Here is a 21835-nt window from a genome sequence, read left to right as displayed (position 1 = left end):
GTTTACCAAGGAGTTTCCCGTTTCGACTGCGCCGGAAGTGGGGCGAATTATAGACTTCCAGAATCTGCCGTCAACCCCTGATTTCAGCTTTATTCAGATTTGAGCGTAATACGTGCAAATGCCTTCTTCCCAGCCTGGCAAACATGGGTCGCGCCCAACGCGTATATAAAGGTGCGATCGACAACCTCACCATCTATACGCACGCCACCCGAACCCAGAAGATCACGCGCAACCGCCGAGTTCTTCACCAGACCAGCTTTATTAAGGACGGCTGCGATCGGCATATCTTCGGCGGCAGTCAATTCGATCTCGGGCAGATCATCCGGCAGCTCACCTTCCCTCATACGGTTACCCGCCGCACGGTGAGCATTGGCCGCAGCCTCATCACCATGGAAACGCGCGACGATCTCTTCAGCCAACTTGATCTTGATGTCGCGCGGATTTGCACCCGCCTCAACATCCGCACGGAACGCATTGATCTCTTCCATGGAGCGGAAGCTGAGCAATTCGAAGTAGCGCCACATCAGCGCATCCGGAATGGAAACCAGTTTGCTGTACATCACACCCGGCGCTTCCTGAATGCCCACGTAGTTGCCCAAGGACTTGGACATCTTCTTCACGCCATCCAGACCTTCGAGCAGTGGCATGGTCAGAATGCACTGAGCCTCTTGACCATATCCACGCTGCAGTTCGCGCCCCATCAACAGGTTGAACTTCTGATCGGTACCACCCAGCTCGACATCCGCACGCAAAGCGACCGAGTCATACCCCTGAACCAGCGGATAGAGAAACTCGTGAATGGCGATTGGCTGATTGGTTGTGTAGCGCTTGTCGAAGTCGTCGCGCTCAAGCATGCGAGCCACGGTGTACTGGGAGGTCAGACGAATGAAGTCGGCCGGCCCCATCTGATCCATCCAGGTAGAGTTGAACGCAACTTCAGTTTTCGCCGGATCAAGAATCTTGAAGACCTGGGTCTTGTAGGTCTCGGCATTCTCGAGCACCTGCTCACGGGTAAGCGGAGGACGTGTTGCACTCTTGCCGCTCGGATCACCGATCATCCCGGTGAAGTCACCTATAAGGAAGATGACTTGGTGACCCAGCTCCTGGAACTGACGCAGCTTATTAATAAGCACGGTATGACCCAGGTGCAAATCCGGCGCGGTCGGATCAAAGCCTGCCTTGATACGTAGCGGCTGGCCACGCTTGAGCTTTTCGATCAGCTCGGACTCGACCAACAGTTCTTCCGCACCACGTTTGATCAGCGCTAGCTGCTCTTCAACCGACTTCATAACAGACCCGTAAGGCTCGAATTCAAAGGGAACCAACCATACAAGATCGCGCGTCAAATACAAGTTCTGCCCGGCGCACGGACGTCAATCCACGAACAGAGCGTTCGCGGACTTGCTTCAGAGACGATTTGGTTATATTTTATACAGTTATTTCATCTTCATCATGTCATTCATCTTTTCCACTTCATCTTTTTTCAAAGTCAAAAATTACCTATGACCAAAGAATCGTCTAAAGCGCCGCCGCTTTACCCGAAGACCCACCTGCTCGCAGCAAGTGGCATCGCCGCCCTTCTGAGCCTGGCGCTTCTGGTATTTCCTTCCAGTGATGTTGAAGCCAAAAAGACGACCCTGAGTCTTGAACTGGAAAGCCCTGCTGAACAACTGACACAAGATCAAGACGCTGCCGAGGCCGTCCAGGCCACAAATGAGCCAGCAACTTCCCCTTTCGCGCAGATCGAAAACAGCACAGAAGAACCCCAGGAAACCGCTCAGGTCGCACCGGCGCCGGCATCCACGCCCGCCCCTGTGATCGAAGAAAAAAAATCTCCAAACCATAGGGAAGTGATCGTTTCTAAAGGCGATACGCTCTCCACACTGTTCGCGAAAGTCGGCCTTCCGGCAACTTCGGTGCATGAAGTACTGGCCAGCGACAAACAGGCCAAGCAGTTCAGCCAACTCAAACATGGCCAGAAACTTGAATTCGAACTGAGCCCCGATGGCCAGCTGACCAACCTGCACAGCAAGGTCAGCGACGTCGAAAGCATCACCCTGACCAAGAATGACAAGGGTTATGCATTCAACCGCATTACCGCCAAGCCTACCGTTCGCTCCGCCTACGTTCATGGCGTGATCAACAGTTCGCTGTCGCAATCCGCTGCACGCGCAGGCCTGTCCCACAGCCTGACCATGGACATGGCCAGCGTGTTTGGCTATGACGTCGACTTCGCCCAGGATATTCGCCAGGGTGACGAGTTCGATGTCATCTACGAACAGAAAGTCGTCAACGGCAAGGCCGTCGGCAATGGTCCGATCCTTTCCGCGCGCTTCACCAACCGCGGTAAGACCTACACCGCCGTGCGTTACATCAATAAACAAGGCAACAGCAGCTACTACACCGCTGACGGCAACAGCATGCGCAAGGCGTTTATCCGTACGCCGGTGGACTTCGCCCGCATCAGTTCGAAATTCTCCATGGGCCGCAAGCACCCAATCCTGAACAAGATTCGCGCCCACAAAGGCGTCGACTATGCAGCGCCGCGTGGCACCCCAATCAAGGCAGCCGGTGACGGCAAAGTGTTGCTGGCCGGACGCCGCGGTGGCTACGGCAACACCGTAATCATCCAGCACGGCAATACCTACCGCACGCTATACGGCCACATGCAAGGCTTCGCCAAAGGCATCAAGACTGGCGGCAGCGTCAAGCAAGGCCAGGTGATTGGCTACATCGGCACCACCGGGCTCTCCACCGGCCCGCACTTGCACTACGAGTTCCAGGTCAATGGCGTACACGTCGATCCATTGGGCCAGAAGGTGGCGATGGCCGATCCGATCTCCAAAGCTGAACGTGCACGTTTCCTCGCGCAGAGCCAACCGCTGATGGCGCGCATGGATCAAGAGAAGTCCACTCAGCTGGCTTCGAGCAAGCGATAAGCCATGACGCTCTATATAGGTGTGATGTCCGGGACCAGCCTCGACGGCCTGGATATTGCGCTGGTTGAGCTAACCCCGGCGATCAAGCTGGTCGCCACGCACTACATTCCCATGCCTGATTCCCTACGCACCGAGCTGCTTGGCTTGTGCAGTAGTGGCCCGGACGAGATTGCCCGCTCCGCCATTGCCCAGCAGAACTGGGTGAAGCTGGCAGCACAGGGCATTCACACCCTCCTTGATCAACAAAACCTGAAGCCCGAAGACATTCGTGCAATCGGCAGCCACGGTCAGACCATTCGCCACGAACCCGCGCGCGGCTTCACGGTGCAAATAGGCAACCCTGCCCTACTGACGGAGTTGACCGGAATCACCGTGGTCAGCGACTTCCGCAGCCGTGATGTGGCCGCCGGAGGGCAAGGCGCGCCACTGGTTCCAGCCTTCCACGAAGCGTTGTTCGAAGAACAGCCTGGCAATCGTGCGGTATTGAACGTCGGCGGTTTCAGCAACCTAAGCCTGATTGAACCTGGCAAGCCTGTTGCGGGTTTCGACTGTGGCCCGGGCAATGTTCTGCAGGATGCGTGGATTCACCAGCAACGCGGCGACAACTTTGATCGCGACGGCCAATGGGCTGCCACCGGTAAGGTCGAACCGATTCTTTTGAAAGAATTGCTCAGTGATCCGTTCTTCGTGACCAAAGGCCCGAAAAGTACCGGTCGCGAAGTATTCAACCTGCCATGGCTGACACAGCATCTGGCACAGCTGCCGACCTTCGCCACCGAAGACGTGCAGGCAACCCTGCTCGAACTGACCGCCCTGACCATCGTCGAATCACTGCAAAGCGCCCAATCAGACACCCTGGAACTGCTTGTCTGCGGTGGCGGCGCGCACAACGCCACGCTGATGAACCGCTTGGCCAGCTTGCTGCCGAACGCCAAGGTCAGCAGCACCGCGGCTTGCGGTGTAGACCCGGACTGGGTCGAAGCCATGGCCTTCGCCTGGCTGGCCCATTGCTGCCTTGAAGGCATCGCCGCCAATCGCCCGAGCGTTACCGGCGCCCGTGGCCTGCGCGTACTCGGCGCCATCTACCCTGCCTGACTAGCCATACCGAATCCCGGACAGCAAAAAGCCGCAGAGCCCTGAGACCATGCGGCGCTTGGTGATGCTATGAATTGCGATCAGATCGAGAACGAGGAGCCGCAGCCACACGTGGTGCTGGCGTTCGGATTCTTGATCACGAAGCGCGAACCTTCCAGACCTTCCTGATAATCCACCTCGGCACCTGCCAAGTATTGGAAGCTCATCGGGTCGACCACCAGACTCACACCTTCGCGTTCGACAATGGTGTCGTCATCGGCCACTTCTTCATCGAAGGTGAAGCCGTACTGAAAACCTGAACAACCGCCGCCCGTAACGAATACGCGCAGCTTCAAGCGATCATTCCCCTCTTCATCGACCAGGCTCTTCACCTTGTGCGCGGCACCGTGGGTGAATTGCAAAGCCGTGGGGGTGAAGGATTCGACGCTCATGCTAATTATCTCCCGGCGTTACGCCGCCATAATGCGTGATGACGCGCATTATCCGCTTCTCCTAGAAAATCGGTCAACTATTGTTACGGTATATCAATCAACACATTTGCCCGCCCGAAATGCAAAAAAGCCCGTCAGACGGGCCTTTTTGCTGAGCGGAATGAACCTTACGGCAGCATACCTGCGTGGGACAGACCCAAGCGCTCATCCAGACCGAACAGAATATTCAGGTTCTGCACCGCCTGACCCGACGCGCCTTTGACCAGGTTATCGATCACCGACAACACCACCACCAGATCACCATCCTGTGGACGATGCACGGCAATACGGCAAACGTTGGCACCGCGCACGCTGCGGGTTTCCGGGTGACTGCCGGCCGGCATGACATCGACGAACGGTTCGTTGGCATAACGCTTTTCAAACAACGCCTGCAGATCCACCGAGCGATCCACGACAGTCGCGTAGAGCGTCGAGTGGATGCCTCGAATCATGGGCGTCAGGTGCGGAACGAAGGTCAGACCGACGTCCTTGCCCGCTGCGCGACGCAGACCCTGGCGAATTTCCGGCAAGTGACGGTGCCCTTTGACGGCGTAAGCCTTCATGCTTTCCGACGTCTCGGAGTAAAGCGAACCTACGGATGCACCACGACCGGCACCGCTGACGCCGGATTTGCAGTCAGCGATCAAGCGGGTGGTATCGGCCAGACCTGCTTCAAGCAATGGCAGGAAACCCAATTGCGTGGCAGTCGGGTAGCAGCCCGGCACAGCAATCAGGCGGGCCTGTTTGATCAGCTCACGATTGACTTCCGGCAAGCCGTAAACCGCCTCTTCCAGCAGTTCCGGTGCGCCGTGAGGCTGACCGTACCACTTGGCCCATTCATCGGCGTCTTGCAGACGGAAGTCTGCAGACAGGTCGATGACCTTGGTTCCCGCTGCCAACAGCTCACCGGCCAGGGCATGGGCAACACCGTGAGGCGTAGCGAAGAACACCACGTCACAAGCGCCCAGCGTCTTGATGTCCGGAACGCTGAACGCCAGGCCATCGTAATGACCGCGCAGGTTCGGATACATATTGGCCACGGCCAGACCGGCCTCGGATCGGGAAGTGATGACTGCCACTTCAGCTTGCGGATGCTGCGCCAACAGACGCAGCAGTTCGACACCGGTGTAACCCGTGCCGCCGACGATACCGACCTTGACCATAAACCTGCCCTCAACGAACCCACTGGAAAGCAGTCGATAATAGGGGCCGCACGGCTCTGCGACAACCGTCAAGGTGACGTGCGGGCGCTCTACCCTCTACTATCTTCGCTACCGTGAACCTGGGAATAACTAAAAATGCTTTATCTGTGGCTCAAAGCGCTTCACATCGTCAGCATGGTCTGCTGGTTTGCCGGCCTGTTCTACCTGCCGCGCCTGTTCGTCTATCACGCCCAAAGCGAAGACACCGTCAGCAAAGAACGCTTCAGCATCATGGAGCGCAAGCTGTACCGCGGCATCATGGGCCCGGCGATGATCGCCACCCTGATTTTCGGCATTGCACTGATCGCCTTGAACCCCAGCATATTTAGTCAAGGTGCCTGGATTCACGCGAAGTTGACGCTGGTGGTGATCCTGATCGGCTACCACCACATGTGCGGCGCCCAAGTGAAACGTTTTGCCCGTGGCGAGAACAACCGCAGCCATGTCTTTTATCGCTGGTTCAATGAAGTGCCGGTTCTGATATTGCTGGCTATTGTAATTCTGGTCATCGTTCGGCCGTTCTAACTCCAATAAGCACAACTCACCGGGGTACTTCCAATGTCGCTGCCCGCTCTGCTCGAACAACGTTTGCGCCTGCCTGTGGTGGCAGCACCGATGTTCCTGATCTCCAACCCTCAACTAGTGCTCGCCTGCTGCCGTAATGGCGTGGTGGGCAGCTTCCCCGCGCTCAACCAGCGCGAGAGCAGTGGCTTCAAGGCCTGGCTGGAAGAGATCGAAGCAGGGTTGGCAACACTGAAGAATCCGGCACCTTTTGCGGTGAACCTGATCGTCCACAACAGCAACCCGCGGCTGCAAGCGGATCTGGCGATCTGTATCGAGCACAAAGTGCCGATCGTGATCACCAGCCTCGGCGCCGTGAAAGAACTGGTCGATGCAGTACACAGCTATGGCGGTCTGGTGTTCCATGATGTGACGACTCGTCGTCATGCAGAGAAGGCCGCCGAGGCCGGGGTCGACGGTTTGATCGCCGTGGCAGCAGGCGCCGGTGGACACGCCGGGACCTGGAGCCCGTTCTCGCTAATTGCCGAGATACGCCAATTCTTCGACAAGACCCTGCTGCTGGCCGGTTGCCTGAACCACGGCCACGAGATTCTCGCTGCACAATTACTCGGTGCGGATTTGGCCTACTTCGGTACGCGATTTATCGGCACCACCGAAAGTCATGCGTCTGACGCCTATAAAGAGATGCTGCTGACGTCCAGAGCGGCGGACATCGTCCATACTCCAGCGGTGTCGGGAGTACCGGCGAGCTTTATGCGTCAAAGCCTTGAGGCTGCGGGTTTCGACATGGCAGCGCTGCAAGGCAAGGGTGAGGTGAACTTCGGCTCCAAACTCAAGCCTATAAGCGATGAAGCCAAAGCCTGGAAAACCGTTTGGTCCGCAGGCCAGGGGGTCGGCGAAATCGATGACCTGCCAAGTGTTGATCAATTGATCGCTCGCCTTGATGCCGAGTACCGCAAAGCACTGGAGCTGGCGGCAGCGCTGCCCAAACGCTGGCCACGCTGACAGGAAAACTTGGCCAGTCCATTCCGGCTGGCCTTACACTCCACGCGCAATTCTCCCTAAACCATTCGCGACAAGGATGCCTCGCAATGAGCGAAAACCGTTTCAAGATCGTATTCGACGGCGCTCTGCTGCCAGGTGTTGACGTCACCACTGCCAAGCTCAATCTCGCCGATCTGTTCAAAAGCGATGTGACTGCCATCGAGCGGCTGTTCAGTGGCAAGCCGGTTGCACTCAAACGCGACCTGTCACAGACCGATGCTCAGACTTATCTCCAGGCGCTGACCAAAACCGGTATCGATGCCCGGATCGAATCCGAACCTTCGATCGAGCTGAACCTGTCTGACGTTCATGAGCCCCCCCCTGCCGTTGCAGCAGATCCCGAATCCCCTTATGCACCCCCCCGGGCGACCGTCGGCGAAGCCTTGCCTGAATTTGCCCCACTCAAGGCGTTCAGTTTCGAGGGCCGCATCGGCCGCTTGCGTTACCTGGCCTGGACGATGGCCCTGACACTCGTCACCCTAGGCGTTGGCGCTGTGCTTGCTGTTTTCGGCCTGGCCCTCATCAGTACGGACTCGACCGCCGGCCTGATTCTCGGTGGCTTGCTGGCCTTTGTTCTCTTCGTGGCGCTTGCGTTCGTCAGCATTCAGTTCAGTGTCCAGCGTCTGCACGATATCGGCTGGTCTGGCTGGCTTTGGCTGCTGACCCTCGTGCCGTTCGTGGGCAGCATCTTTCCGTTCGTGATGATGATTGCACCGGGTAACAACACCGCCAATCAATACGGCGCGCCACCACCGCCCAACAGCTCCGCGGTCAAGGTCCTGTCTTCACTCTGGCTGGTGTTTATCGCGACTCTGTTCATCGGCGGACTGACCGGTGGCCTCTCTACCATTCAGAGTGAGTACGAAAGCGCCACCCAGAGCGGCTATGAAAGCGACTCCGTGACCACCGAAGAGTTCGAAGATCAGACCGCTGTGGAAGCAGAGCCGGCGCCAAATTCAGCCGACGATGCAGCCGAAGACGCCCAGCCCCCTGTAGACTCTGCGAAAGAATGAACAGCGCTCCCCGCCCGTGACACCTGCGTCGCTGGCGCGGAGCTGTTGCGATGGAGAAATGCATGACCCGTTACGCTCTGATCACTGGCGCTTCCAGCGGCATCGGCCTGGCAATGGCCGAAGCGCTGGCCCGGCGCGGCCGCAGCCTGATTCTGGTGGCCCGGCAGCGTGATCAGCTGGAAAGTATTGCGATTGAACTGACGCAACGTTTTGGCGTGGAAGTGTTGTTCCGAGCCTGTGACCTCGGCGAGCCGCTACGGCTGTCCGGATTTCTGCTGGAGCTGGAGGAAGGTGACCGACAGATCGATTTGCTGGTCAACTGCGCCGGCATCGGCACTTGCGGCCCTTTCCTGGCTCAGGACTGGATGACCGAGCAGGACCTGATCGAAGTGAACATCCTTGCGCTCACTCGCCTGTGTCACGCGATCGGCAACAGTATGGCGCTGCAGGGCGGCGGGCAGATTTTGAATGTCGCCTCGGTTGCGGCGTTTCATCCCGGCCCGTGGATGAGCACTTACTACGCCAGCAAGGCTTATGTGCTGCACTTTTCCGAAGGGTTGCGCGTCGAACTGAAAAAATGCGCGGTCAAGGTGTCGGTGCTCTGCCCCGGCCCTACCCGCACGGCGTTTTTCCGCACCGCGCAATTGGACACCGCCAAACTGGTCGACAGCAAAATGCTGATGAGCCCCGAGGAAGTCGCGCTCTATACCGTGCGGGCTCTGGAGAAAAATCGCGCCATCATTATTCCGGGTCGACGCAACCGCTGGCGCGCCTTCCTGCCGCGGCTCGGCTCCCGCTGGCTGACCCGGACAATCGCAGGCATGGTCAACAAGGCTTACTGCCCGCGCTGATCGCCCCTCAAGGTAAAAGGCTGGGCTCTGACATAACCCATGGTTACACTCAGGCCAGCCCAAACAACGGAGAAACAGCTGTGGATACTCTGTTCAGCAAGATCATCAACCGGGAAATCCCGGCCAAGATCATCTACGAGGACGACCAGGTACTGGCCTTCCACGACATCGCCCCACAGGCACCGGTGCATTTTCTGGTGATCCCGAAAAAAGCGGTGCGCACGCTTAACGACATGACCGAGGACGACAAGGCACTGGCTGGGCATATCCTGTTCACGGCCCAACGCCTGGCCCTGGAACTGGGCTGCGAAGAAGGTTTCCGGGTGGTCATGAACTGCAATCCACTGGGTGGGCAGACCGTCTATCACATTCATATGCACGTGCTGGGTCAGCGCCAGATGCACTGGCCGCCGGGCTGATTGCAGTAAAACCTGTGGGAGCGGCGGTGCGACGATTCGACTTGCTCGCTCCCGCAAATGACCCAACGCAAACCTTCGCCGGCCGATTGGGTTAAACTGGCCGCCGAGATTCTTCCCGGAGGTCAGCATGACTACCCAACGTCACTACTCGCCCATTGACCGTCTTCTGCTGCAAGCCGATGCCGCGATGCGTACATTGCTGCCCTTCAGTGGCCAGCCGTACCGTCCTTCGCCCGCTATCGTGCAGCCGGATGCGCAAATGAGCGACGAAGACACCCGACACGTCGCCGGCCTGATGCGCATCAACCATACCGGTGAAGTCTGTGCCCAGGCGCTGTATCAGGGTCAGGCCCTGACCGCCAAGCTGCCGAAAGTGCGTGCCGCCATGGAACATGCCGCCGAAGAAGAAATCGACCACCTGGTCTGGTGTGAACAACGCATAAAACAGTTAGGCAGCCACACCAGCATTCTCAATCCGCTGTTCTATGGCATGTCGTTCGGGATCGGCGCGGTAGCAGGGTTGATCAGCGATAAAGTCAGCCTGGGTTTCGTTGCTGCCACCGAGCATCAGGTCTGCAAACACCTGAACGAACACCTTGAGCAACTGCCGGCCGAGGACGAAAAGTCCCGGGCGATCCTCGAGCAGATGCGCATTGATGAAGAACACCACGCCGAAAGCGCGCTGGAGGCAGGGGGTTTCCGCTTCCCGGCACCGGTGAAGTTCGGCATGAGCCTGATGGCCAAGGTCATGACAAAGAGTACTTATCGGATCTGATAGCTGCATTGTCCTTGAGAGCCTCTTCGCGAGCAGGCTCGCTCCCACAATGCTCTGCGTCAGCAATAAAAAAGGCGACTACCGCAAAGTAGTCGCCTTTTTTGTGATGTTTGTCCCGTCCTGAATAAGGTTTACACCTGTTTCAGGACTAGACAGTTGAATGTCGATTCAACCGAGTTCGATGATCTCGTAGTCGTGGGTAATCGCCACGCCTGCCGCGCCGAGCATGATCGACGCCGAGCAATACTTCTCGGCAGACAGCTCGATGGCGCGTTTGACCTGGGCTTCTTTCAGCCCGCGACCCTTGACCACGAAGTGCATGTGGATTTTGGTGAAAACCTTCGGATCTTCGGTGGCGCGCTCGGCTTCGAGGAAGGCTTCGCAGCTTTCAACGGCCTGACGGGACTTCTTGAGGATGCTGACCACATCAAAATTGCTGCAACCGCCAACACCCAGCAGGAGCATTTCCATCGGCCGGACACCCAGGTTGCGACCGCCGGCATCGGGCGGACCGTCCATAACCACGACATGACCGCTGCCGGATTCACCGAGGAACATGGCTTCGCCAGCCCATTGGATGCGTGCCTTCATCGCCAAGACTCCACTGTATAAAAAAGGGTAGCCAGCTTAGCACAGGGCCCTTGATTGACAGCGTTCGCCTTCGTAGGACATAACCATCTGCGTCGTAGGTAAATGTTCGAATTTTGCAGGAAGTGTCTGTTAAGCTGGCGCCAATTCGCTGGCGCATAGCCAGCTTTGTAGCAACCTCAGCTCTTCATAAAAAAACCAAACATACCGCGCATTCTTTTCGGGATACAACCATGGTTGCTATTACCCCAACACCCAAAATGAAGAACCTCGACAAGCTGTTGATGCATTGCCAGCGCCGTCGTTATGCGGCCAAAAGCAACATCATTTGTGCCGGCGACCGCTCGGACACGCTGTTCTTCATCATCAAAGGGTCGGTCACCATCCTGATCGAGGATGACGACGGCCGCGAAATGATCATCGCTTATCTGAACTCCGGGGACTTTTTCGGCGAGTTGGGCCTGTTCGAACAGGCCGGCCTGGAACAGGAACGCAGCGCCTGGGTGCGTGCCAAGATCGAATGCGAAGTCGCGGAGATCAGCTACGCGAAATTTCGCGAGTTGTCCCAGCAGGATCCAGACATTCTTTACGTGCTCAGCGGACAAATCGCACAGCGTCTGCGCAACACCACGCGCAAAGTCGGTGACCTGGCGTTCTTCGACGTCACCGGTCGCGTTGCGCGCTGCCTGCTGGAACTCTGCAAACAGCCGGATGCCATGACCCACCCGGACGGCATGCAGATCAAGGTGACCCGTCAGGAGATCGGGCGGATTGTCGGTTGTTCGCGTGAGATGGTCGGTCGCGTACTCAAGGATCTGGAAGAGCGCAACCTGGTGGACGTCAAAGGCAAGACCATGGTGGTCTTCGGTACGCGCTAAGTCCTGAACATGTCTGCCAGCAACTGGCGGTACAACGTGTCGAGTCGCTCCAACGCATCAGGCGCTGCATATTTTTCATGCAGGGCGATGTGGCTCTCGGCGCGAACTCGCTGCTCCAGGCCACAGGCTTCATTGAAACGGTTGACCGCCGCGACCATCGATTCGCGCTCGTTTTCGAGCAACAAAGCACCATGCACCAACCCTACCGGACGCGTACCGCCCTTGCTCTGACGCCAGCGCTGAGCAGTGCCGACCATCTTGCGCCCATCGAGGTTGACGTTGAATCGGCCATCGCAGAACGCGCCATCAACTTCGCCCAGGGACGAAACGCCGCCCAACTCATCCAGCAGCTGACAAATCGGGTCGCAGAGTCGGCGATAAGCGGTTTCGATCCGGTTCTGGTCACCCTCGCTACGCGGTGGCGCGTAGACCAGCGCGATATTGATGGTTGAAGCCGATTGCGGCACCGGTTCACCGCCGGTCTCACGCAACAACACCGGCCAACCCGCTGCAGCCGATACCTCGCACGCGGCCTCGAACCCAGGCAGGCGATTCAACCGTCGAGGCATGACCAGCGCCCGATCACTGGGTTGCCAGAACAGCAGACCAAACTCCGAATCGCCGGTGCACACATGGGCCAACAGATTCTGTTCGGCGAGCAGGCCGGCTTCGACGGTCAGAGAGATTGGCTGAGGCATGGATAACTCCGTAAGACATGAAGTCTTTGGGGCACTTGATGACCTCTTCGCGGGCAAGCCCTCTCCCACAGGGGATCGGGTTGCCTGCGAAGATGTTTTCAGTCGAGGGTCGAGCCGCTGACCGGACCGCCACGCTCTGGAAAGAACAGACGCTGCAATTCGGTGCCCGGGCTTTCGGCGCGCATGAACGCTTCGCCAACCAGGAACGCGTACACATCACTGATTTCCATCAGCTCAACATCGGCCCGGTTGAGAATGCCACTTTCGGTGATCACCAAGCGATCACGCGGGATACGCGGCAACAGATCGAGGGTGGTTTCCAGATTGACGTCGAAGGTGTGCAAATTGCGGTTGTTAACGCCCACCAGCGGCGTGTCGAGGGTTTTCAAGGCCCGTTCCAGCTCGTCGCCGTCGTGGACTTCTACCAACACATCGAGGCCGACGCTTTTGGCCACGGCTGCCAGCTCAGCCATTTTCACGTCGTCCAGTGCGGAGACAATCAGCAGCACGCAGTCGGCGCCCAACGCTCGGGCTTCAATGATCTGGTATGGATCGATCATGAAATCCTTGCGGATCACCGGCAAACCGCACGCCGCACGAGCCTGTTGCAGATACGCATCGGCGCCTTGGAAGTAATCGATATCGGTGAGCACCGACAGACAGGTCGCGCCGCCCTTCTCGTAACTCTTGGCAATGTCGGCGGGAACGAAGTTCTCGCGGATTACGCCTTTGCTGGGTGAAGCTTTCTTGATTTCTGCAATCACCGCCGGCTGCTTGAGCTTTGCCTGAGCGATCAGTGCCTTGGCAAAACCACGGGGTGCATCGGCCGCCTTGGCCAGACTTTCCAGCTCTGCCAGGCTTACGCGAGCGCTACGCTCGGCGACCTCCTGGACTTTGCGGGCCAGAATGCTTTCCAGAACCGTCGGTACACTCATCCCTCATTCTCCACTCTGAATACCGCGGTAAATGCACCCAACTCCTCCAGTTTTTCCCGAGCGAGGCCTGTGTGCAGCGCATCGTGCGCCAGGGCAACGCCTTCTTTCAAACTGCTGGCATGGTCGGCGGCGTACAGCGCGGCACCGGCATTGAGCATAATCATTTCCGCGGCTTTCTGACCGTTCTCGGTCTTGCGCTTGCCCAAGGCATCGCGAATCAGCTCCAGCGAGGCCGCCGGGCTATCCACTGCCAGACCGTGCAGGCTCTGGCTCTTCATGCCCAGGTCTTCTGGCTCGACCCAATACTCGGTGATCTGGTCATCCTTCAATTCCGCCACAAAGGTTGGCGCTGCCAGACTGAATTCGTCCAGGCCATCCCTCGAGTGCACCACCAGCACGTGTTTGCTGCCCAGACGCTGCAGGACTTCGGCCAACGGCCGGCACAACGCCTGATTGAATACGCCCACCACCTGATGCTTCACGCCCGCCGGATTCGTAAGCGGGCCGAGCATGTTGAACAAGGTGCGCAAGCCCAGCTCCCGGCGCGGGCCGGCGGCGTGCTTCATGGCACTGTGGTGGGTCTGGGCGAACATGAAACCGATGCCGACGTTATCGATGCAGCGTGCTACCTGAACCGACGTCAGGTTCAGGTAGATACCGGCCGCCTCCAGCAGGTCGGCGCTGCCGCTGTTGCCCGAGACCGCACGGTTACCGTGTTTGGCCACGGTGCAACCGGCCGCCGCGACCACGAACGAGGAAGCGGTCGAGACGTTGAAGATATTGGCACCGTCACCACCGGTACCGACCACATCGACGACGCCGTCGAGGGTCTTGAGTTCGACCTTGTCCGCCAGCTCGCGCATGACCGACACGGCGCCGACGATCTCGTCGATGCTTTCGCTCTTCATGCGCATGGCCATCATGAATGCGCCGATCTGCGCATCCGTGCATTGACCGGTCATGATTTCGCGCATCACATCGCGCATCTCATCGGTGCTGAGGTCGAGCTGTTCGACGATACGGCTCAGGGCTGTCTTGATATTCATGAAAAGTCCTTAGCGCGTGCCGCCGGTTTGTTTGAGGAAGTTAGCGAACAGCTCGTGGCCCTGTTCGGTGAGGATCGACTCAGGGTGAAACTGCACGCCTTCGATGTTCAGTGTCTTGTGGCGCAGCCCCATGATCTCGTCGACCGAGCCGTCTTCAAGCTGGGTCCAGGCGGTCAGCTCAAGGCAATCGGGCAGGGTTTCGCGTTTGACGATCAGTGAATGATAGCGGGTGACCGTCAGCGGATGGTTCAGGCCTTCGAAAACGCCCTTGTCCTCGTGGAACACCGGGCTGGTCTTGCCGTGCATGACCTGCCGGGCGCGAACCACATCGCCGCCAAACGCCTGGCCGATGGACTGATGGCCCAGGCAGACGCCGAGAATCGGCAGTTTGCCGGCGAAATGCTTGATCGCTTCAATCGAGATGCCGGCTTCAGTCGGGGTGCAAGGACCGGGCGAGACGACGATCCGCTCAGGGTTGAGGGCTTCGATTTCGGCGATGGTGAGCTCATCGTTGCGCACGACTTTGACCTGGGAGCCGAGCTCACCAAGGTACTGCACAACGTTGTAGGTAAAAGAGTCGTAGTTATCGATCATCAGCAACATGGCGTTATGAACCTCTTGAATTCACTGACTTTAATACAGCCTTCGAATGAGTTACCCGCAGCGTCCTGCGCTTTGTCAGTCGCTGGAATCGCGCAGCAAAGCGGTTTGTCTTACGGGTAAAGAAGGCAAAGCGGTAAAGATCCGGCCTAGCCGGCAGAAGAATTCAGGCGCGCCAACGCCAACGGGCGTGTGCCTTGATGACTTGATCCAGAAGTTTGCTGACGATCAACACGGGGAAGGTCTCATTTATACGTCTCGGCACAGTAACTTAGCTGGGCAGAGCGTGCAATATGGGGCGATCGAAGCGCGTAAAACAATCGACGGGTTCGCGCCGAACGGCAACAGGCTCTATAGTTTTTTGGCACTATCGTTTTGCTCACTACAACAATAACAAACGGACTTGCTCATGATCAGACAGACGTTGGCTGTACCGCTTGCCGGCTGCTTGCTCGCTATGGCCTGCGCCCAGGCGATCGCGGCGCCCAACCCTTACTCGAACTTCATCGTCTTCGGCGATAGCCTCAACGATGCCGGGCAGTTTACCGACACGGGCGGCCCCGCCGGTGCCACCCTGCGCTTCACTAACCGGACCGGGCCGATCTATCGGGATGGCAGTGGCGAAGTTTATTCCGCCAACTCGACACAACTGCTGGGCGCAAGGCTTGGGTTTTCTCCAGACCAGACGGCCGCTTCGACCTCGGCAGCGCGCGCCGACCAGGGACTGCCGGACGGCAATAACTGGGCGGTTGGCGGCTACCGCACCGACCAGATCCTCAACTCGATCACCAGCGTATCCGCCACGGGTGAACGCACGCGCTCGGGCTATCTGCCGACAAACAACTTCAGCGCCGATCCGAATGCGCTGTATTACATTTCCGGAGGTGGTAACGATTTTCTTCAGGGACGTGTACAAAGTGGCGCTCAGGCGAATGCCGCTGCGGATCGACTGGCCAACAGCGTCCAGGTTCTGCAAACCGCCGGCGCCCGGTACATCGTGGTATGGCTGCTGCCCGACCTGGGTTTGACGCCCGCCATCAATGGCACGCCCCAGCAGACACCCACCTCACTACTGAGCTCTGCCTTCAACCGGCAACTGGTCACTCGACTGGCGGGGATCGATGCCGAAATCATCCCGCTGAACATTCCGCTGCTGTTGCGGGAAACCTTCGCCGATCCGGCGCGATTCGGTTTTGCTACAGGCCAGAACCTGACGGCGACCTGTTTCAGCGGTAACAGCTGCACCGAAAACCCTACGTATGGCATCAACAGTGCCACGCCGGACCCCAGCAAGCTGATTTATAACGATGGGGTTCATCCGACCGAAGCCGGGCAAAAACTGATTTCCGACTACGCCTATTCCTTACTGGCTGCGCCTTGGGAGCTGACGTTGTTGCCGGAAATGGCCCACGCTACCTTGCGTGCGCACCAGGATGAACTGCGCAGCCAATGGCAATCGGACTGGGATAACTGGCAAGCGATCGGCCAATGGCGCGCCATTGTCGCCGGTGGCGGTCAGCATCTGGATGTCGATAGCCAAAGCAGCGGAGCCAGCGCCGACGGCGACGGTTACAACCTGAACATCGGCGGCAGCTATCGTCTCAATGACGCCTGGCGCGTCGGTGTGGCGGCGGGTTTCTATCGTCAGAACCTGGAAGCAGGCAATAACGATTCGGACTACAAACTCAACAGCTACCTGGCCACCGCCTTCGCCCAGTTCCAGCAGAATCGCTGGTGGGCCGATGCCGCGTTGACCGGCGGCAAGCTGGATTACGACAACCTCAAACGCAAATTCGACCTGGGTGCCAGCGAAGGGGCGGAAAAAGGCGATACCAATGGCGATCTCTGGGCTTTCAGCACACGCGTTGGCTACGACATTGCGCAACCGGGCAGCGAGTGGCACCTGTCACCGTTCATCAGCGCCGATTACGCAAAAGTGGAAGTCGATGGCTACTCGGAAAACAGCACTCGTTCCACAGCGCTGACCTTTGATGATCAGACTCGCGATTCAAAACGTCTGGGCGCCGGTCTGCAGGGTAAGTATCAGATCACCACGCAGACTCAAGTGTTCGGCGAATACGCGTATGAGCGTGAATACGAGGATGACACTCAGAAAGTAAACATCGCGCTCAACAGCCTGCCATCCCTGGACTTCAAACTGGACGGCTATACACCGCAAAGCCACCTGAATCGCGTGAGCCTGGGGGTCAGCCACAAGTTGACGGCCGATCTGGCGCTGCGTGGCGGATACACGTTCCGCAAGGATGATGACTTTACCCAGCAAGGGCTTACCGTTGGGGTTGCGCTGGACTTCTGATCCGGTAACAGCAGGCGCAAAAAACGCGGCGCCCTCACAGGTGCCGCGTTTTTTATGGTGGTGAGGTCTTTGTGGGAACTCAGCTTACCGGGGTTTGCTCGGCGAGAGCCACGGCACGAAACATCGCGCGGCGCTTGTTCAGGGTTTCTTCCCATTCCAGCGCCGGCACCGAGTCGGCAACGATGCCGCCACCAGCCTGCACGTGCAGTTCGCCGTTCTTGATCACTGCTGTGCGGATCGCGATCGCAGTGTCCATGTTGCCGTTCCAGGCGAAGTAACCGACCGCGCCGCCATAGACGCCACGCTTGACCGGCTCCAGTTCGTCGATGATTTCCATCGCGCGGATTTTCGGTGCGCCGGACAAGGTGCCCGCCGGCAGAATCGCCCGCAGTGCGTCCATCGCCGTCAGCCCGGCTTTCAGTTGACCGGTAACGTTGGAAACGATGTGCATCACGTTGGAATAACGCTCGATGACCATTTTTTCGGTGAGTTTCACCGAACCGATTTCCGAGACCCGACCCGTATCGTTACGACCCAGGTCGATCAGCATCAAGTGCTCGGCAATTTCCTTGTCGTCGGACAGCAGGTCTTTTTCCAGCGCCAGGTCAGCCTCTTCGTTGGCGCCCCGAGGACGGGTGCCGGCAATCGGGCGCACGGTAATCAGGTTGTCTTCGACCCGCACCAGCACTTCAGGCGAACTGCCGACGACGTGGAAGTCGCCGAAGTTGAAGAAGTACATATAAGGCGTCGGGTTGAAGCAACGCAGCGCCCGGTACAGATCAATCGGCGCGGCCTTGAAGTCAATCGACATGCGCTGGGACGGCACGACCTGCATGCAGTCACCGGCCAGAATGTATTCCTTGATGGTATCGACGGCTTTTTCGTAATCGCCCTGGGTGAAGCTCGAACGAAAGACCGGATCAGCAGACTGTTGTTTGCTGAAATCCAGGCCACGGCGCGGGGTGATCGGTTGACGGAGTTTTTCCAGCAGCTCTTCCAGTCGTGCCTGACCTTGCTCGAAGGCATCTGCTTGCGACGGATCGGCCAGAACAATCGCGTGCATCTTGCCGGCGAGGTTGTCGAACACCACCACCGCGTCGGAAACCATCAGCAGAATGTCCGGCACGCCCAATGGATCCGGGTTCGGGCATTTGCCTAGACGCTTTTCTACATACCGCACGCAGTCGTAACCGAAGTAACCCACCAGACCGCCATTGAAGCGCGGCAGGCCAGGAATGGTCGGCACGTTGTAGCGAGCTTTGAATTCTTCGACAAAGGCCAGCGGATCTTCAGCCTCATGACTTTCGATCTCGACGCCATCGTGGGTCACGCTGACGTGATGGTCGTGAACCCGAAGCACGGTGCGGCACGGCAGGCCGATGATCGAGTAACGGCCCCACTTCTCCCCGCCCTGCACCGATTCCAGCAGGTAGGAGTTAGGCTCGTCAGCCAGTTTCAGGTAGATCGACAGCGGCGTGTCGAAGTCGGCCAGGGTTTCGCAGGCCAGCGGGATGCGGTTGTAGCCGGCAGCGGCCAAACGCAGGAATTCTTCGCGGATCATGGGGTAGCCTCGTGGCTTGAGGGTCTAACAGTCAGGTATGCAAACGCGCCGGTAGGCCGGCCAGGAACAAGTCAGGCGCGCCAACGCCAGCGGGCCAGGGCCTTGATGACTTTCATCCAGAGTTTGCGAGTGACCACCACGATGGCGTTTCCAGAAGGGGGTTGAACAGCGTTGGGCAACGTTATCTCAGCGGCCGGATCCAGGCAACCGCGAATTAACTTGCGCAGATCGTCGATCACCAGCGCCGGCGACTCTTCGGCAATGGGTCGGCCGTGGTTATAGCCGTAACTGAGCGCCACGCATTTGACCCCCGCCGCTTTCGCCGCCAGCACATCGCTGCGCGAATCGCCGACAAATAACGATTGAGACGCGGGAATGTTGGCCATTTTCATCACAAAAAACAGCGCCGCAGGGTCGGGCTTCTTCTGCGGCAGTGTGTCGCCGCCGATGATCCATTTGAAGTAACGACCGATTTTCATCTGATCCAGCAGCGGCGCGACGAAACGCTCCGGCTTGTTGGTGATCAGCGCCATCTCTACACCCTGCTTGTGCAGCCATTTCAGGGTGTCGCGCACGCCGGGGTACACCACCGTCAGCGCGTGACCGTCCTCATAAAAGCCGTTGAACAACGCCAGGGCATGCTCGGCTTCGACCTCATCGACACCCTCGGCGTCGATGTGGTTGGCCAAGGCCCGTCGCACCAGCAGGTGCACGCCGTTGCCCACCCACTCACGCACCGATGCGATACCAGCAGGTTGACGCCCGAGTTTGAGCAGCATGTTATCCACAGCCGCTGCGAGGTCGGGGACCGAATCGACCAGCGTGCCATCCAGATCGAACATCACCAACCGCGGCAGAGACCCCGGGAACAGCTGCTCAAAGCCACTCATGGGCGAGCCAGCGCCAGTTCGGAACGCATCTTTTCAATCACATCTTGGTAGTTCGGTGCATTGAAGATCGCCGAGCCGGCGACGAAGGTGTCGGCGCCGGCAGCGGCGATTTCACGAATGTTGTTCACGTTCACGCCGCCGTCGATTTCCAGGCGGATGTCACGGCCGGAGGCATCGATCAGCGCCCGCGCTTCACGCAGCTTGTCGAGGGTACCGGGGATGAACTTCTGCCCGCCGAAGCCCGGGTTGACGCTCATCAGTAGGATCATGTCGACCTTGTCCATCACGTACTTGAGCACGTCGAGTGAGGTCGCCGGATTGAACACCAGGCCCGACTTGCAGCCCCCTTCGCGGATCAGTTGCAGGGAACGGTCGACGTGCTGTGTGGCTTCCGGGTGGAAGGTGATGTACGTCGCGCCGGCCTCGATGAAGTCACCGACGATGCGGTCCACCGGGCTGACCATCAGGTGCGCGTCGATCGGCGCAGTCACGCCGTACTTGCGCAGTGCGGCGCAGACCATCGGGCCGATGGTCAGGTTCGGCACGTAATGGTTGTCCATGACATCGAAGTGCACGAAGTCGGCACCGGCGGCCAGGACGTTGTCCACTTCTTCACCCAGGCGGGCGAAGTCGGCGGAGAGAATCGACGGAGCAATGACGAAGGGCTGCATGACGCACCTTTTTTGAGCGGAATCACGATGGCGCGCATTGTATACCGCATGCTTTGCAGCGCGCACCGTGACGCGATAATCAGTACGCCGCCCGGTAGATCTTCTCGATATCGACGGCGCTCAATTTGCGCGGATTGTTGCGCATCAGACGCTCAATTCCCGCCGCCTCCACGGCCATGGCCGGCAGGGCGTCCTCGGGAACGCCGAAGCTGCGCAGACCCGGCGGGATTTCCACCGCGGCGCACAGTTCGGTCATCGCCTCGACGGCTTTGTCGGCCGCGTCGTTGACGCTCAGATGAGCGATCTTCACCCCCATGGCCTCGGCAATATCCTGCATGCGCTCCACGCAGGCCATTTTGTTCCAGGTCATGACATACGGCAGCAGCAAGGCATTGCTGACGCCGTGGGCAATGTTGAACCGCCCGCCCAGCGGATACGCCAATGCATGCACCGCCCCGACCCCGGCATTACCAAACGCCATACCGGCCATCAGGCTGGCGGTGGCCATGTCTTCGCGGGCCTGGAGGTTGGACGGATTGGCGTAGGCCTTGGGCAGCGCCTTGGCGATGAGCTTGATGGCGCCGATGGCCAGCGCGTCGGTAATCGGTGAGGCGTTCAGCGACAGATAGGCTTCGATGGCGTGCACCAGTGCATCGACGCCACTGGCGGCAGTGACACTGCGCGGGCAGGTCAGGGTCATTTGTGGACTGACCAGCGCCACGTCCGGTAATAGATAGTCGCTGACGATGCCTTTCTTCAGTTGCGCAACCTTGTCGGAGAGGATCGCCACGTTGGTGACTTCCGAGCCGGTGCCCGCGGTGGTCGGGATGGCGATCAGCGGCGGGCCTTTGCGCGGCACCTGATCGATGCCGAACAGATCTTCCAGCGCCCCGTGATAACCGGCGTAGGCCGCGACACTTTTGGCGATGTCGATGGCACTGCCGCCGCCCAGGCCGATCAATCCGTCGTGCCCGCCCTCGCGGTAGACCCGCATGCAGTCTTCGACGATGGCAATTTCCGGGTCTGGCAGCACACGGTCGAAAATTTCGTAGGGGCGGTCGCCCAGCTGCGCCAGCGCCAGCTCGACCGTGCCGGACTTGACCAGTGCGGCATCGGTGACGATCAGCGGGTTGTCGATGTCCAGGCGTGTCAGTTCAGCCGCCAGTTGCTCGATGGCACCGGCGCCGGTGATCAGTTTGTGAGCGATTTTGAAAGAGGAAAGACTCATGTGCGCAGCCTCTTATAGCCAGGGGAGCTGGACACAAGAGTAGCTGGGGATTTGGGATTGTCTGCTATTCGGGTGGTGAATGGCTGAGCCTGC

At 58.7% G+C, this 21835-nt stretch carries 23 protein-coding genes; 11 read left to right on the top strand and 12 right to left on the bottom strand.

The genetic code is table 11. The features are described from left to right. Positions 1-89: 89 nt before the first annotated feature. Positions 90-1289 (bottom strand): tyrosine--tRNA ligase, encoded by a 1200-nt coding sequence (gene tyrS / locus QK293_RS24295; protein ID WP_282382001.1) that lies wholly within the window; start codon positions 1287-1289, stop codon positions 90-92. A gap of 213 nt (positions 1290-1502) precedes the next feature. Here tyrS and QK293_RS24290 point away from each other — a divergent pair, with 213 nt between their 5' ends. Next, on the top strand, positions 1503-2939 hold the full coding sequence (locus tag QK293_RS24290; RefSeq protein WP_282381998.1) for a peptidoglycan DD-metalloendopeptidase family protein: 1437 nt from the start codon (positions 1503-1505) through the stop codon (positions 2937-2939). 3 nt (positions 2940-2942) lie between these two features. Then, complete coding sequence (locus QK293_RS24285; RefSeq protein WP_282381993.1) at positions 2943-4034, top strand: anhydro-N-acetylmuramic acid kinase; 1092 nt, start codon at positions 2943-2945, stop codon at positions 4032-4034. Positions 4035-4114: 80 nt separating this feature from the next. On the opposite strand, the gene erpA is transcribed toward QK293_RS24285, so the two are convergent. Both erpA and argC read right to left on the bottom strand, forming a co-directional pair. After that, on the bottom strand, positions 4115-4465 hold the full coding sequence (gene erpA / locus QK293_RS24280; RefSeq protein WP_007947969.1) for an iron-sulfur cluster insertion protein ErpA: 351 nt from the start codon (positions 4463-4465) through the stop codon (positions 4115-4117). A gap of 167 nt (positions 4466-4632) precedes the next feature. Next, positions 4633-5667 carry an N-acetyl-gamma-glutamyl-phosphate reductase gene (gene argC, locus QK293_RS24275; RefSeq protein ID WP_282381989.1) on the bottom strand — a complete coding sequence of 345 codons (1035 nt, stop codon included), beginning with the start codon at positions 5665-5667 and terminating at the stop codon, positions 4633-4635. Positions 5668-5802: 135 nt separating this feature from the next. On the opposite strand from argC, the gene hemJ reads away from it, so the two are divergent. The 6 genes from hemJ to coq7 all read left to right on the top strand — a co-directional run bounded on the left by hemJ (position 5803) and on the right by coq7 (position 10330). Then, positions 5803-6231 (top strand): protoporphyrinogen oxidase HemJ, encoded by a 429-nt coding sequence (hemJ, locus tag QK293_RS24270; RefSeq protein ID WP_282381986.1) that lies wholly within the window; start codon positions 5803-5805, stop codon positions 6229-6231. Positions 6232-6264: 33 nt separating this feature from the next. Then, entirely contained in the window at positions 6265-7233 is a 969-nt protein-coding gene (locus tag QK293_RS24265) for a nitronate monooxygenase family protein (RefSeq protein ID WP_282381982.1), read from the top strand. A gap of 86 nt (positions 7234-7319) precedes the next feature. Then, a complete protein-coding gene (locus QK293_RS24260) occupies positions 7320-8285 on the top strand; it encodes a DUF805 domain-containing protein (protein WP_282381980.1) in 966 nt (321 codons plus the stop codon). A 62-nt stretch (positions 8286-8347) separates the two neighbouring features. Then, entirely contained in the window at positions 8348-9136 is a 789-nt protein-coding gene (locus QK293_RS24255) for an SDR family oxidoreductase (RefSeq protein ID WP_282381977.1), read from the top strand. Positions 9137-9216: 80 nt separating this feature from the next. Next, a complete protein-coding gene (locus tag QK293_RS24250; protein WP_282381975.1) occupies positions 9217-9555 on the top strand; it encodes a histidine triad nucleotide-binding protein in 339 nt (112 codons plus the stop codon). Between the two features lie 127 nt (positions 9556-9682). Continuing rightward, positions 9683-10330: a 2-polyprenyl-3-methyl-6-methoxy-1,4-benzoquinone monooxygenase gene (gene coq7 / locus QK293_RS24245; RefSeq protein ID WP_282381973.1), complete on the top strand. Its 648-nt coding sequence runs from the start codon at positions 9683-9685 to the stop codon at positions 10328-10330. Positions 10331-10498: 168 nt separating this feature from the next. Here the strand turns inward: coq7 and QK293_RS24240 are convergent, their stop codons facing one another. Then, the gene (locus QK293_RS24240; RefSeq protein WP_007941657.1) at positions 10499-10921 is read right to left on the bottom strand and encodes an OsmC family protein; all 423 of its coding nucleotides are present in this window, start codon (positions 10919-10921) and stop codon (positions 10499-10501) included. A gap of 230 nt (positions 10922-11151) precedes the next feature. On the opposite strand from QK293_RS24240, the gene crp reads away from it, so the two are divergent. Next, positions 11152-11796 carry a cAMP-activated global transcriptional regulator CRP gene (gene crp, locus QK293_RS24235; RefSeq protein WP_282381971.1) on the top strand — a complete coding sequence of 215 codons (645 nt, stop codon included), beginning with the start codon at positions 11152-11154 and terminating at the stop codon, positions 11794-11796. Here crp and QK293_RS24230 read toward each other — a convergent pair. From QK293_RS24230 to QK293_RS24215, 4 genes are all read right to left on the bottom strand, one after another. After that, positions 11793-12494 carry a lipoate--protein ligase family protein gene (locus QK293_RS24230; protein WP_282381969.1) on the bottom strand — a complete coding sequence of 234 codons (702 nt, stop codon included), beginning with the start codon at positions 12492-12494 and terminating at the stop codon, positions 11793-11795. The two genes, crp and QK293_RS24230, sit on opposite strands and share 4 nt — an antisense overlap. 98 nt (positions 12495-12592) lie before the next feature. Then, positions 12593-13429 (bottom strand): indole-3-glycerol phosphate synthase TrpC, encoded by an 837-nt coding sequence (trpC, locus tag QK293_RS24225; protein ID WP_282381967.1) that lies wholly within the window; start codon positions 13427-13429, stop codon positions 12593-12595. After that, a complete protein-coding gene (trpD, locus tag QK293_RS24220; RefSeq protein WP_282381965.1) occupies positions 13426-14475 on the bottom strand; it encodes an anthranilate phosphoribosyltransferase in 1050 nt (349 codons plus the stop codon). Before trpD ends, trpC begins: the two co-directional genes overlap by 4 nt. A gap of 9 nt (positions 14476-14484) precedes the next feature. Next, positions 14485-15078, bottom strand: a complete 594-nt coding sequence (locus QK293_RS24215; protein WP_157713839.1) for an aminodeoxychorismate/anthranilate synthase component II — start codon at positions 15076-15078, stop codon at positions 14485-14487. Positions 15079-15124: 46 nt separating this feature from the next. Here QK293_RS24215 and QK293_RS24210 point away from each other — a divergent pair, with 46 nt between their 5' ends. Further along, positions 15125-15469: a hypothetical protein gene (locus QK293_RS24210; protein ID WP_282381962.1), complete on the top strand. Its 345-nt coding sequence runs from the start codon at positions 15125-15127 to the stop codon at positions 15467-15469. Between the two features lie 15 nt (positions 15470-15484). Then, positions 15485-17392 carry an esterase EstP gene (gene estP, locus QK293_RS24205; RefSeq protein ID WP_282381959.1) on the top strand — a complete coding sequence of 636 codons (1908 nt, stop codon included), beginning with the start codon at positions 15485-15487 and terminating at the stop codon, positions 17390-17392. A gap of 79 nt (positions 17393-17471) precedes the next feature. On the opposite strand, the gene trpE is transcribed toward estP, so the two are convergent. From trpE to QK293_RS24185, 4 genes are all read right to left on the bottom strand, one after another. Beyond that, positions 17472-18953: an anthranilate synthase component I gene (trpE, locus tag QK293_RS24200; RefSeq protein WP_282381957.1), complete on the bottom strand. Its 1482-nt coding sequence runs from the start codon at positions 18951-18953 to the stop codon at positions 17472-17474. A gap of 71 nt (positions 18954-19024) precedes the next feature. Continuing rightward, positions 19025-19843: a phosphoglycolate phosphatase gene (locus QK293_RS24195; RefSeq protein WP_282381955.1), complete on the bottom strand. Its 819-nt coding sequence runs from the start codon at positions 19841-19843 to the stop codon at positions 19025-19027. After that, a complete protein-coding gene (gene rpe / locus QK293_RS24190; protein ID WP_282381952.1) occupies positions 19840-20514 on the bottom strand; it encodes a ribulose-phosphate 3-epimerase in 675 nt (224 codons plus the stop codon). Before rpe ends, QK293_RS24195 begins: the two co-directional genes overlap by 4 nt. Before the next feature lie 79 nt (positions 20515-20593). Then, positions 20594-21742 (bottom strand): iron-containing alcohol dehydrogenase, encoded by a 1149-nt coding sequence (locus QK293_RS24185; RefSeq protein WP_282381949.1) that lies wholly within the window; start codon positions 21740-21742, stop codon positions 20594-20596. Positions 21743-21835 lie beyond the last annotated feature (93 nt).

This window comes from Pseudomonas sp. AL03, from assembly GCF_029960815.1.
Lineage (GTDB): Bacteria > Pseudomonadota > Gammaproteobacteria > Pseudomonadales > Pseudomonadaceae > Aquipseudomonas.
This window is presented reverse-complemented; position numbering and strand designations above follow the sequence as displayed.